Origin of the sequence: Companilactobacillus paralimentarius DSM 13238 = JCM 10415 (assembly GCF_001434985.1) — a bacterium.
GTDB lineage: Bacteria > Bacillota > Bacilli > Lactobacillales > Lactobacillaceae > Companilactobacillus > Companilactobacillus paralimentarius.
In genome coordinates, this window is record NZ_AZES01000049.1 from 1 (window position 1) to 13,167 (window position 13,167).

Genomic DNA, 13,167 nt, shown 5'->3' on the forward strand with positions numbered 1-13,167 from the left:
CCAAGTCTTCTTTGGTGACTTGTCCGAAAAATTCGATTAATTGTTGCAATCTACCACTTATAAATAAATTTTGATATTACTGCTTTCATGTCAAAATTAGAATACAACTCTACAAAAAAGGTTCAGAAATCAATTAGATTTCTGAACCTTTCTTGTAAAACTTTCATAAAATCATGAAATCCTCGTATATAATTATGTTCCTTTAAATGAAAAACAATACATCACTTTTTTCTAGACATGAATTTCATTTCTTCTGAATATCCTTTGCCGGCGGTCAGATCATATTGAATCATCTGATAATCTCTCAGTAATTTTTTCTGTTTAAAGGACATATCAGAAATTCTTAAAATACTCCTTGATTTTGCATCAACTAAATTCATACCACCATCTGGCAAATTGGGATCAGAGGCAGTATTCGACACTTTAGATGCAATAACAGGTAATTTTTCACTTATGTTTTGTATCATCGCACCATAAGGCGTGACTTTGCTATTAGTTGCCTTCATAACTTCACTTCCAAAAGAATAAGTTCCCACATACTGTTCATAAGGAATATTTCTTAATTTCTTATGATTAGACCAAATGAAATAAGGTGTCTCATGCATAACTACACTATTTATTCTCAAATTAACATGAGAATAAATTGAAGGTAGGTGATCCCCATAAAATACCACTGTAATATTTTGTTTGACATTCTTTAGCCTAGACAATAAATATTTATTCGCCTTATCAGTATAATTAATCCCTTTAGAATAATTTTCAATCATCATTGACTCATTCTTAGAAACATTGCCCTTAACTTTGAACTGATTATTTTTATAATACTTTTTATCAAACGGCATATGATTCTGCATCGTCGACAACTGAATAAACTGGCTTTTATTATCCCCTCTTAATTTAGAAACAAGATACTTATATGATTCTTTATCGGACACATACGGATTTTCCCCAATTTTCTTACTATACTTTTTAGGATAATTATTGTCAAGACTATAAAATTTATCAAATTCCATTTTTTTGAATACGTTTTTTCTACTATATAAAGAACCAAAATAAGGATGTATTGCAATACTATTATCAAATAAATTATTAAACGTAAATGTTTTTTTCTGACTAACAACTAGCTGTGTATATGGTGTTGGCAAAGTTGCCGCAAAATTTCCTAGTGACAATCCTGTTAATGCCTGGTACTCCATATTTGCAGTACCACCCCCATAACCATCACTAATCATGTTTCCTCCCACATTATGTTCAATTAGTGATCTAGTGTATGGTATAGGATCTTTATTCAATTTTATTCCTGGTACCTTAGTAGGATCACTAAAACTCTCTGACAGAATAAACACGACTTTTTGATTATTACTTCTTCTACCCTTATTCAATTTCTTACTTATCTTTTTATATCTGTTTACAATCTTTGATATATTTCTTTTGCTGTATCCTCGGGGTTTATCCATAATACTAACTCCATAATTGTTGGCAAAATTTAAGATTGGACCATTTATTTTCACAGCCATCAATGGGTCATAATACATGGGGTTATTGATTATGAGATCGCTTACTTTAGAAAAAGCACTGTCCTCCTTATGCATATTTATAATTCCATAAATAGAGAATAGACTTAATAAAATTATTAGTATTCGAAATTTTTTCCCAAGTTTCATTTGATAATTTCTTTGTAAAAAATAAAATAGAACAAAAATCAAGGCAATAAAAATTATTATCATAAATATTAATACCGGATTAACCATTGAAAATATTTTATCAATAGAATTAATCATAGTTAAATCAGTTGGCAATATACCTTCATTTCGATACACGACCTTCTCATAATTGATAATGGCTATTATCAGATTCACTATAATAAAAAAGGCCGACGTTATCCAAAATGAATTAAATATTGACATAAAAAATAAAAGCATTAAAAATAGAAATAAAAAATTGAATAATTGTATTTTTGTATGTTCCATAAAGTAGTTTGTCAATACGCCAATAGTTATATTACTAGAAAACATTAATACTAAATATCCAATAACCGTAACTGTAAATAGCTTAATAAAAAATATAGAATATTTTTTTTTCATTACTTTTCTCCTCAGAAATCAAAAAATTAAATAAAATAAAAGCAATCTATACCCTCATATAGATTGCTAAACCATAATTAGTATCCAGAATTTGAATAACCAGAACCAGTCCCCGTTCTATAACCGTTATTTGAATTTGATTCTGCAACACTAGTGTTGCCTTTGGTACCAGAGGTAGACTTTTGCATACCAATATCATTAATTTGCTCCTCAGTCTTACTTACAGAGGAACCTTGGCTAGATTTATACTGAATATCACCCGTCTCAGCATGTGGCAAATCTAAATTCTCACGAATAAAGTTTGTAACTCGTTGTAATTCGGATTTTTTCATAACTTCCATGCTCTGTTTAGCAACTTCTTCACCGTTTCCTTGTAAATGAGTTTCAGAAGTGTTTTTTCTAACAGAATTATAATCCTTAGCAATTGTAGTTAATTCATCAAATGTTAAATCTGTCTGGGTTTGATCGGATAATGAATTAATAAAACTTTGATTTAATAACGTAGACACTGAACTGCTCTTATGTACTAAAGCAGTAAGTACAGCTCGTTGACGAGTTTGACGTCCATAATCGCCTTGTGGATCATCATAACGCATACGTGAATATGCTAAAGCTTTCTTACCATTCATATGAGTCTTTTCACCTTTTGTAAATGAAAATCCTTCATACTTAAAGCTTAAAGTTGGTGTTACATCAACACCATTAGCTTGATTAATAACCTTTTCCATACCACCCATATTAATAAGTGCGTAAAAATCAATTGGAATATTCAAAAGTTTTTGAACGGTTTTAATTGCCGTCTTAGTTTGACCATAGGAATATGCAGCATTAATTTTAGCTGGTGAAACTGACTTATAACCAGGTATATTAACAGCAGTATCACGTGGAATACTTGTTACTGTTGTTTTATTTTTACTTGGATTTAATGTAATTACCATCATACTATCCGTACGACCCTTGTAATCACGTCCCAACGCACCGGTATCGGTACCCATCAAAAGAATAGATACTGGCTTTTTACTTTTTAGCACCGAACTCACATCACGTTCCTTTGTTAAACCAGAAGGCTTGAATGAGCTATTGACAGAATTTTTAACACTTCTATAGCGTGTCATTCCATATGCAGCTCCACCTAAAACAATAAATAGAATAAACATTAAAAACACATTTCTTAGTGTATGTGTTTTTTTTCTCTTATTATGCATCTAAAATCCCCCTACATAATTAACCATTTAAAACTGATTTTAATTTGAATAATATTTTGGCTCTTAGTACTAACAAACAAATCAGATAGACAACAATTCCAATTATAACTTCAACTACCAATGATAACCAACTGTCACTCATTAATCGGTCCCAAAATAATACAGTAAGGAACATAAGCACACCAGCAATAAAATATTTAAAAATATCGTCAAACAATAATTTATAATTTACTTGTTTTCTTATTACAACCAATTGGTAGATTGTTACAGATAATTCAGACAAAACAGTTGCAATAGAAGCCCCTACTGCACCATATATCCAAATTAAAGGAATATTAGCAATTAAATTTACGACCGCTCCAACCACCACAGATAGTGTGAATGACCTAGTTTGATTAGTTGGTAATAAATATTGTGTCCCAATTACATTACTCCATGCAATTAACAAAATTACAATTGATTCTATTACCATGATTGGAATAACACTACTAAACTTACTGGTAAAAAATAAAGGGACAAATTTAGGCGTGATTACTGCTAATCCAAACATCATCGGAATCGATAAAGAACTTACAAAAGAAAAACTACTATACAAATAATCTTTTGTTTTTTCATGCTCTCCATTTGCAAATGCATTAGCAACATGAGGAAGCATTACTGTCCCCGTAGCGGTGACTATTGCTAATACCATTTTTACCATCTTATCTGACTGATCAAAATATCCTGAAGCTTGAACAGAAATCATTGAACCAAGCATTGTTTTATTAAGCACAAGATATATTTGTGTAGCGATTTGAGGAATAAACAGAAGCAATGATGGTTTAAAATGCCTTCCAATCTTTAAAGAAGAAAATTCTGGCTTATCAATATACTTATGCAATCCAGGAAACAACATCAAATTGCCCAATAACAATGACAAAGATAATATCAAAATATACATAGTCAAATCATCGTAAGACCTAACTAGCGTAAAAATGCTTATTAATGTAATGACTTTTACTATGAGATTTCTAAATACAGTAACTGCGAAATTTTCGACTCCCATAAAGAACCATGAAACATCAAAAGCTGCCGCAATTAAAGATACCGCTTGTGCTAAATAATAGACTTGATAATCAGGAACAAATACTAAAAAGAGAAAAAAAGCGCCTATTGATAACAGCACAGTCATCATTCTCATAAAGAATATTTCATAAAACGTTTCAGTTAATTTCCTTCTATTATCCCTAACAAAGGCAACCTGTCTATTACCATAGAGATTAACGCCAACACTACCAAAAAGAATAAAGTATTGAATAATCGAATTAGTATAAGAGTTTATTCCAACACCTTTAGGACCAAGTACACGCGCCAAATATGGCGTAGTTATTAGTGGAACTATCAAAATAAAGACTTGATAGAAAGCATTGTACAAATAGTTTTTTATAACCTTCATTAACGCCTATTCCTCAAATTCCCTTTTAACTGCTTGTAAAGCTGACATGATTGTCTGATCCATATTGTAATAACGATACTGACCTAAGCGACCACCAAATAAAACATTTGGATAATCTCTCTTGGCTTCGTCAGCATACTTAGAATATAATTCTTTATTACGTTTATTATTAATAGGGTAATAAGGATCATCCCCTCGAGTCCATTTTTTAGGATATTCACGAGTAATAACTGTTTTTCCTTTATTTCCCTTTCCAAATTCAAAATGCTTATGCTCAATAATTCTAGTAAATGGCGTTTCAGCATCCGTGTAATTAACGGCAGCATTTCCTTGATAATTATCTTGATTTAATACTTCGGTTTCAAATTTTAAGCTACGATATTCCAGTTCACCTAAACTGTAATTAAAAAATTGATCAATCATTCCCGTAAAAATAATTCGATAATCTGATTTTAAATACTCTTCTTTATTTGAGAAGAAATCAGTATTTGTTTTAATACTGATAAGCGGATTATCTAATAATTTCTCAATTATTTGAGTATATCCTCCTATCGGGATTCCTTGATACCTATCATTAAAATAATTATTATCATAAGTAAATCTTACAGGTAGTCTTCTAATAATAAATGCTGGCAAATCTTTTGCAGATTTTCCCCATTGCTTTTCAGTATAACCCTTAACAAGTTTTTGATAAACATCAAGGCCTATTAAAGAAATAGCTTGTTCTTCAAGATTTTTAGGATTTCCTTGTAAATGAATTTTTTCTTTTTGTTCTTCAATTTTATTTCTTGCTTCATCAGGGGTAATAACCCCCCATAATTTATTAAAAGTATTCATATTAAAAGGTAGGTTGTAAATATCACCCTTATAATTAGCTATTGGACTATTCACAAAGTTATTGAACTCTGCAAACTGACCAATGTAATCCCAAATATTTTTCATATTAGTATGAAAGATATGTGCGCCATACTCATGAACCTGTATACCCTCTATCTCTCTGGTATAAATATTTCCACCTATATGATCACGTTTTTCTAATACTTGTACATTATGTCCTCTTTTTGCAGCTTCATGTGCAAAAACTGAACCGAAAAGGCCAGATCCAACTACTAAATAATTCATTTATTATCCACCTGCTCCTCTAAAAATTATTTTTTTGTTCTTCCATAATATTATTAAGAGTACTCTTAATGAAAAAGCCTCTTCTTAACTTATTTGCAACTTCCAAAACGCTATCTTTCATAGACTGATACTCTTTAATAGAAATTGAATCTAAAATTTCATCAATAGACTCCAAACTGTCTACGCTTATCCCAAAATTGTTATTTACAATATACTCTGACATTGCAGAGTCCTTCCATACTATTACTGGGATTCCTGAACTCAAATATAGAGATATTTTATGCGGAGTATTATATTTCAAATAATGTCCATAATTTCCACTACAATTTTTAATCGAATCTCCATCCCAAACTAATCCAAATTTGGCATTAAGATATCTGGGTAACTCTTCTGGAGAATACGAACCATTATAAATAATATTATCAGGATAATGATCTAACTCGTTAACTCCACAAACATTTAATTTATGACTATTCAGTTTAAGTTCTTTTAAAAAATTTGCCTTAATCAAATTACCTGCATACACAATATCATATTCGTAACTATCAGATATTTCACATGGATTATTATAATCAAACAAATTCAAAATGAACATTTTCACTGAAATTCCTCTGTTTAAAAGCCAATTCTTCATTGATTGATTATGAACAATCAAATAATCAAAGCTGTTTAAATAATCAATCTCTTTAATCTTAGATTCTTCATCAATATCTTCAACTCGTAATCCCTTCAAATCATGAATCAAGCATACCGACGTAAACTTATCATTATCGTTTATCATTTTTTTTATTCTATTGGAAATTAATTTACTATCGAGAGGATACTGTAATATAAATATTCCTTTATTATTTAAATCAATCTGTTTTTTTAATTGATAATCGGTTAAAAACAGCTTAACTATTTTTTTATATTCCAAATGTATATCAACATTTTTAAAATCATCTTCATTTAAAAACAGATTAACATCACTTTTTGCCTTTGGTCCTGCATTTTTCTCGGATGGACCGCCGTAAAAAAAGTTTGTTACATACTTATTCATAAACATCCTCACTTTTTATTTCGAAAAATTAAAACTAAATGTATTTCATTATTTAATAGTACAAATAATTTCACTTAGATACTTATCACTTACTTCACCATCAATAAACTTTTGCCCATCTGATTCATTAACATATTTCCCCTTTATTGGAACCTTGCTCACGGATCCTCGCAAGAACCACTCATATTCAATGTCCAGATGACCAATGTCTATACATTGAACATTCGTCTCATTTGAAACCCTTGCGGATAAGACTGTTGCAGTAGGTCCTAAAGAAAAAAGAATTAGTAAATCATCATCTAAATTTTTTTTCAATTCTTTTTTTAGTTCAAAAAGAATACTATCAATTCTCTCAAATGCATTCGTAGCTGGAGCAATAATTCTTTTTATTGATTTTGCGTTGCATAATAAGTCGTTTCCTACGCCAAATCTAGTTAGTTCACCTTCTACTATTATTACATTCCTATTATTCCAAATCTCTTTAATCTTAAGAAATTTTTTTTCTACCTCATTACTACTAACAGAATAGGGTTGATACGGACGAGAGAAGAATGCATCACCATATACATAAGTAGTATCAAGATATTTATAGTATTCTTTAAGATATTTGCTAACTTCACGTTGCCAAAAAACTTTTTCATTCCACTTTAAATCTGACAAACCATTGTAAACACTTGGTAAACATATTAGAAGATGATTCTGATTCTCAGTCAAAGTTTCTTTTAAATTTTGAGCCAAACTATCAGAATTTATTTCAAATGTATCTCCCGTATCTTCAGACAACATGAACCTAAATTCTCCATCTCCAAACCTCGACACAGACAATCTTTCTTTTAAAATTAAATTAATAGTGTCATCAAAACTAAGTGTATTAACATGATATTTCATCATATTTCTTTTATATGGAAGTTTCCACTTAAGAAACCTTAAATATTCTTTTAAATCATCACTCATCATAATAAAAATCTCCGACTCCAAAAAGTTATAAATTCTATTTTGAAATAATGGATACAACCTCAGAATGATATTTATTATTCAAATCTTGATTTGAAATCTCATTGACCTCATGTCCACCATTTGGCACTTCATTTACGTACTTACCTGCTACGGGAACTTTCTCTGTTGCTCCCATCAAGTACCAACTATATTCAATATCAACATGTCCGATGTCAATAGATTGTATATTTTTTTCTGATAATTCTGCGGCTAATACCGTGGCCGTAGGTCCTAATGACAATAGTACTAATACATCACCATTACTAGTTTCCTGCAATATTTTATTCCTAATATCGTCAATTTTTTCGAAGGCGTTTGTAGAAGGTGCCAATATTCTTTTTACTGACCTAGTATTTGACAACAAATCATTTCCTACACCAAAACGACTCTTGGTTCCTTCTACAACTAAAACATCTCGATCTTTCCAAATAAGTTTTAACGCTTGAAATTTATTTCCAGCATTCCGTTTATCCTTATAATCCATATATGGTCTAGTAAATTGTGTGTCAAAATAAGGTTTACTATTGTCTAATTTTCTAACCCATGATACGCCATTAAGACCCAAACAAATCCCCCAATACTCCTTTGCTTCCTCATTATATTGAGATAATCCTGAAAAAACGTCCGGTATACAAACCATTAAGTTTTTACTTCTCTTATTCAATGTATTTTTCAAAGCATTAGATAAAGCCGGAGAATTTATTTCGAAGTTTCCATCTTCCCTATTCTGAAACATCCATTTAAATTCCCCATCGCCAAACCTACTTACAGAAACACCATTTTTAATTATGTAATTGACCGTATGTTCAAAGTCATTTACTTTTGGAACTTTTCTTTCAAAGATCATTCTTAATTGAAAAATTCTATAGAGACACATGGCTATGAACAATTTTACCCAAAATGGTACAAATTTTGAAATACGTTTCTTCATAATTATCCTCTTTCATTTTTAGATTCTAAATCCTTATTATCCATAAAGGGTGGATTTGATTCTTGTCCAAAATAAATAACCATCATATTTATAAATGGATATATTATTAACGCTTCTGTCAATCCCACAAGTAAAATAAACAAAAATACCAATGAAACATTATATGGAGCAACCTGTATTTTCTTTGCAATTATTTGCTCAATTACAAAGAAAACTACAAACAATATCAAACCGTCATACACTGCCGCAAAAATATAAGCGTTATCCATTCCTGCAAAAGTAGAATCTTGAAAATATACAGTTATTTTTTGAGGTAACAATTTTATTCCAACTAACTGATAATAAAATTGAAAAATATCTAGTCTACTTGAAAGCAACTTATTTATCAGCGAATACAGAATAGTGCCTTGTTTAACGAAAAGAAGAACAGATAAACTCAAAATCGACATTAACCATACAAATATGGAATCACATTTTTTGATTATTACTGTCAGTTTACTACCATCAAATAGTTGAATAATTATAATAGACAGCAACAATAAAATAGTTAAAATCCAGTCTGTTCTTGCTAAAAAGAACCTATAAAAGAAGTAACTGATTCCTAACATTGACAATATTTCAAAAATATTTACTTTTTTATTTTTTATTAGAATCCATTCCAAAATAATAGTAAATAGGAGAATTCCACCATAGTTTGGATGAGAAAATCCTAACGTTGATCTCATAACTCCATTTGCTCGTAAAAGATAAGAATTTCGTAACACACCTTGCCCATACAAAAAAATAATTGCCGAAAAAGCAATTATTCGAACAACAAAATCATACCTTAGCAGAATCTTAGGGTGAATATACCTAGATGCAAATGCAAACAAAATTAGCATTAACATTCTATCCTCACTATTTACATAATAACCATATGCACCAATTAAAATACAGAAGGCCATCAGTAAAAAAGTTTTGAATTTATAATTTCTGAATAAAAAAATTATAAATAAAACAACCATTAAAAACATTTTTACAAATTTATAAATATTAACAAATTCTATAGATTGTACATTAAAATTACTCAAAGGCACTAAAATACTAAAAAAAGTATATGTAACGAATGCTGCTCCATATACATAATTCAAAAAACTTTGAAGCCGTTTATTTTTCTCCATAAATAATCCCTTATTTAATTAATTATCAACTACGATAAAGATTTTAAAAAAGAATTGAAATAGTTTTCACTGTAAAAATTGCTTATTGATTCTTTTATTTTACGGCTATCTCTAAACAAATACTCTTTATTAATAAATTTTTGCAAACTTACATCAAAAGCACTCTGATCATCTTTATCCACTAATATGCCATTTTTTTCATTTACAATATCAGACGGACCAGAATCACAGTCGACAGATAACACCGGTATTCCAACAGAAATTGCTTCAGCCAAAACCATGCCAAATCCTTCGTACTTAGATGATAGTAATAAACAATCAACATCACTTAATTCTTCCCACGGATCTCTTTTAAATCCTTCGAAAGAAACATTATTTAAAATTCCTTTAACAGACATGTAATCAGATACCTCTTGAATGTCCCCTTCTCCAAAAACCGTTAATCTCCAATTGCCTGATGCCTTAGATAATCCATCAATTATTTTTCTCAAATTCTTTTGCCCATCCAGCATAATTCTTCCAACATAAACAAAATGGCATGGCTCTTCTGCTTTTGTTCTTTGTACGACAGATGAATTTCTCAAAACGGGATTAAATACTGTTCTAATTTTATCTTTTCCAATACCACTCTCAACAAACTGATTTGCAACTCCCGTACTTATTGCTAAATACCTATCTGATCTTTTTAAGAACACATTAGAAATCGGTTTTTTCTTTGGAGAATAATGATACCAAGACATTACCTTATAACTTCTATGCAATATTTTTTTTAAAGAATACGCTAATGACCACATAAGGGGATTAGTTGATATAATAATATCAATATCAGCATTCATAAATATCTCAAAAAACATTATTCCTGGAAGAAAAAGGATATACTGTATATTCCGTAAATATCTTTTAGAACTAAATTGGAAAATCTTTTTATTAAGAATATTTTTTTGCCAACCAGAATCAGAATATCCTCCAATAGAAACCAGACTCATCTCGTATTTCTTTTGGGAAGATGAATTATATTCTGCAAATAAGTTATTTATAACAGTTTCCGTTCCACCGAATCCAGTCATATAGGGAACAAAAATCATGATATTCTTTTTCAAAAATACTCTCCTTACTTTTTCTATATAATTAATTTAAATATAAACTTAAGGAATCAATAAAATTTTTAACTAAAAGTGTGTACGTGATTTAGAATTCGGTAAGAATTTTCTTTTTAAGAAATTAAACACTTTGGAGAATAGTCGTACCTTTCCAATCTGTTTCCATGGTACCTCTACATAATTAACTCCATTAGTTTCTATCCAAACATCCATAAGGACCTCACTCACATAACCAAAAACTCTAGATTCTTGAACTGAATAATTTGATATGTCTATTTTATCCTCTAGTTTATCTAGAACACCCATTAACCACTTCGAATAATTATCAAAAAGATTTCTTTTCATGATAAACATATTAAACATATGTGCTTTTCTTCGAGACATTACTTTATCAAAAGAAGAAAGATACTCAGGATAATATCTAGCTATTATTTTTCTAGTTTCATCAATTGGTTCTTTATGGTGTGCATGAATATAATGAGAATAATTAGTTTCAATAATATAATTTCTTTTGCGTGGTAAAATAACATCGTGTTTACTCAACAATGCCTCAATATCATTTTTATCAATAACGTTTTTTAAATCTTTATTTACAACATTTTTAAAAAAGTATCTTCTATAATGTACTAAACCAACGATATCCGCATCAAGATTCTTCCAAGCCCAATAAATTGCAGTCAATTCATTATAGCTAGAATTCTTTTTGGAGATATTATCACCAATATCATCACGCTGGTAGGTTATTTCTTTTTTATAATTCTTATATGCTCCCACCAAAATAGGAAAATAAATATCTTTTCCTTCAGGCATTGGTGCCTTCTTATGTGTGGCAACTAATATTTTTATGTTGATCAGTAAGCACCCTTTCCTTTAAATATATTTGTCAGATTTCCAAATATAATTTTTATATCAAAAGAGAAACAAGCTTTATCTATATATACCATTTCAATATTTGCCCTCTCAGGATAACCAATTTTACTTCTTCCAACAGCTTGCCATAACCCCATAGCACCAGGCTTAACTGATAATAACTTTGACCTATCATATTCCTTGAGTTCCTGTTCAATTACGGGACGAGGTCCAACTAGGCTCATATCCCCCTTTAAAATATTGATAAATTGAGGAATTTCATCTATTGATGATTTTCTAAGGAATTTTCCGAATTTTGTAATTCTAGGATCATCTTCCGGTTTTAATTTATAATTATTTTTAACATATTTGGCGTAAAGTGGTTTATTTTCATACAATTTTTCCTCGGCATTGACTACCATAGATCTAAACTTATACATTCCAAATTTTCTTCCATTCAAGCCTACGCGCACTTGCTTGTATAATAAAGGACCACGATCAGAAGCATTAATAACATTAATAATCCATACAATAAAAAAAATTGGGCTCAACACTATCAATGCTAGAGTAGACACCAGAACATCTGTTATTCTTTTACAGAAAAGGTAGGTCATAGACTTACTTTTTCCTTTCACATTGCTCTCGCCATTACTATTACCAAAATACTCCATCTCACATTCCCCCTACGGCTTTTATCAAAATATCCAGAATCGCCTTTTCTTCTTAACTACAAGTTGTGATATTTTTTGAAAATCAATATCATCAACATCATCCCCGTTGATGATATTCTTTGCATTGTAATTAAATAATTCGGCCTTACGTGTTCCTTCTTCATTAGCTAGCTTTTCGAAAGCCTCTCTCATCAAATATCTACGTCCCTTAAAATTATGGGCATCAGATGAAAAAATAAATCCTAAATTGGCTTTAATAATTTCCTCAGTAAGTGTTTGGACCTTCTTACCAAAAACACCAAGATAACTACTACTTGTCAATTGTGTTAAACATCCCATTTTAACGAAATCATATAATTTATCAGGATCTTCCTGAATTCCATGATTACGCTCTGGATGGGCAATAACCGGCGTTATACCACGGGTAGTTAAATCAAAAATCATATCCGCTGTATACTCAGGAATACCCTCATGTGGCATCTCTAACAATATATAACGATTAGTTTCATCCATGAACAAAATATCATCTTTAGCAATGGCATCCATTAGTTCCCCTGTTAGATGAACTTCTTGAC

12 protein-coding genes are annotated in these 13,167 nt (G+C 30.2%); all 12 read right to left on the reverse strand.

The window, feature by feature from the left end; genetic code table 11:
- Positions 1 to 221 precede the first annotated feature (221 nt).
- Positions 222 to 2,084 carry an LTA synthase family protein gene (locus tag FD33_RS05135; RefSeq protein WP_025086388.1) on the reverse strand — a complete coding sequence of 621 codons (1,863 nt, stop codon included), beginning with the start codon at positions 2,082 to 2,084 and terminating at the stop codon, positions 222 to 224.
- A gap of 77 nt (positions 2,085 to 2,161) precedes the next feature.
- Positions 2,162 to 3,289 (reverse strand): LCP family protein, encoded by a 1,128-nt coding sequence (locus tag FD33_RS05140; protein WP_056955818.1) that lies wholly within the window; start codon positions 3,287 to 3,289, stop codon positions 2,162 to 2,164.
- Between the two features lie 19 nt (positions 3,290 to 3,308).
- Complete coding sequence (locus tag FD33_RS05145) at positions 3,309 to 4,724, reverse strand: oligosaccharide flippase family protein (protein ID WP_025085898.1); 1,416 nt, start codon at positions 4,722 to 4,724, stop codon at positions 3,309 to 3,311.
- Between the two features lie 6 nt (positions 4,725 to 4,730).
- Positions 4,731 to 5,846 (reverse strand): UDP-galactopyranose mutase, encoded by a 1,116-nt coding sequence (gene glf / locus FD33_RS05150; protein ID WP_025085897.1) that lies wholly within the window; start codon positions 5,844 to 5,846, stop codon positions 4,731 to 4,733.
- 19 nt (positions 5,847 to 5,865) lie between these two features.
- The gene (locus FD33_RS05155) at positions 5,866 to 6,885 is read right to left on the reverse strand and encodes a hypothetical protein (protein ID WP_025085896.1); all 1,020 of its coding nucleotides are present in this window, start codon (positions 6,883 to 6,885) and stop codon (positions 5,866 to 5,868) included.
- Positions 6,886 to 6,933: 48 nt separating this feature from the next.
- Entirely contained in the window at positions 6,934 to 7,842 is a 909-nt protein-coding gene (locus FD33_RS05160) for a GT-D fold domain-containing glycosyltransferase (protein WP_025085895.1), read from the reverse strand.
- A 34-nt stretch (positions 7,843 to 7,876) separates the two neighbouring features.
- Positions 7,877 to 8,812, reverse strand: a complete 936-nt coding sequence (locus FD33_RS05165; protein WP_025085894.1) for an SP_1767 family glycosyltransferase — start codon at positions 8,810 to 8,812, stop codon at positions 7,877 to 7,879.
- A 2-nt stretch (positions 8,813 to 8,814) separates the two neighbouring features.
- Positions 8,815 to 9,972 (reverse strand): hypothetical protein, encoded by a 1,158-nt coding sequence (locus FD33_RS05170; RefSeq protein ID WP_025085893.1) that lies wholly within the window; start codon positions 9,970 to 9,972, stop codon positions 8,815 to 8,817.
- Positions 9,973 to 10,001: 29 nt separating this feature from the next.
- Positions 10,002 to 11,072: a glycosyltransferase gene (locus FD33_RS05175; RefSeq protein WP_025085892.1), complete on the reverse strand. Its 1,071-nt coding sequence runs from the start codon at positions 11,070 to 11,072 to the stop codon at positions 10,002 to 10,004.
- 69 nt (positions 11,073 to 11,141) lie between these two features.
- Positions 11,142 to 11,924, reverse strand: a complete 783-nt coding sequence (locus tag FD33_RS05180) for a DUF4422 domain-containing protein (protein WP_025085891.1) — start codon at positions 11,922 to 11,924, stop codon at positions 11,142 to 11,144.
- Positions 11,924 to 12,592 (reverse strand): sugar transferase, encoded by a 669-nt coding sequence (locus tag FD33_RS05185; protein ID WP_051564280.1) that lies wholly within the window; start codon positions 12,590 to 12,592, stop codon positions 11,924 to 11,926. The genes FD33_RS05180 and FD33_RS05185 overlap by 1 nt, the downstream gene beginning before the upstream one ends.
- A 24-nt stretch (positions 12,593 to 12,616) precedes the next feature.
- The coding region (locus FD33_RS05190; RefSeq protein ID WP_056955819.1) for a tyrosine-protein phosphatase at positions 12,617 to 13,167 on the reverse strand (551 nt) is incomplete at its 5' end.

Bases quoted from the DNA above. Each gene is read 5' to 3' on its own strand.
- FD33_RS05135 (WP_025086388.1), bottom strand. From the start codon at position 2,084: ATGAAAAAAAAATATTCTATATTTTTTATTAAGCTATTTACAGTTACG.
- FD33_RS05140 (WP_056955818.1), bottom strand. From the start codon at position 3,289: ATGCATAATAAGAGAAAAAAAACACATACACTAAGAAATGTGTTTTTA.
- FD33_RS05145 (WP_025085898.1), bottom strand. From the start codon at position 4,724: ATGAAGGTTATAAAAAACTATTTGTACAATGCTTTCTATCAAGTCTTT.
- glf (WP_025085897.1), bottom strand. From the start codon at position 5,846: ATGAATTATTTAGTAGTTGGATCTGGCCTTTTCGGTTCAGTTTTTGCA.
- FD33_RS05155 (WP_025085896.1), bottom strand. From the start codon at position 6,885: ATGAATAAGTATGTAACAAACTTTTTTTACGGCGGTCCATCCGAGAAA.
- FD33_RS05160 (WP_025085895.1), bottom strand. From the start codon at position 7,842: ATGATGAGTGATGATTTAAAAGAATATTTAAGGTTTCTTAAGTGGAAA.
- FD33_RS05165 (WP_025085894.1), bottom strand. From the start codon at position 8,812: ATGAAGAAACGTATTTCAAAATTTGTACCATTTTGGGTAAAATTGTTC.
- FD33_RS05170 (WP_025085893.1), bottom strand. From the start codon at position 9,972: ATGGAGAAAAATAAACGGCTTCAAAGTTTTTTGAATTATGTATATGGA.
- FD33_RS05185 (WP_051564280.1), bottom strand. From the start codon at position 12,592: ATGGAGTATTTTGGTAATAGTAATGGCGAGAGCAATGTGAAAGGAAAA.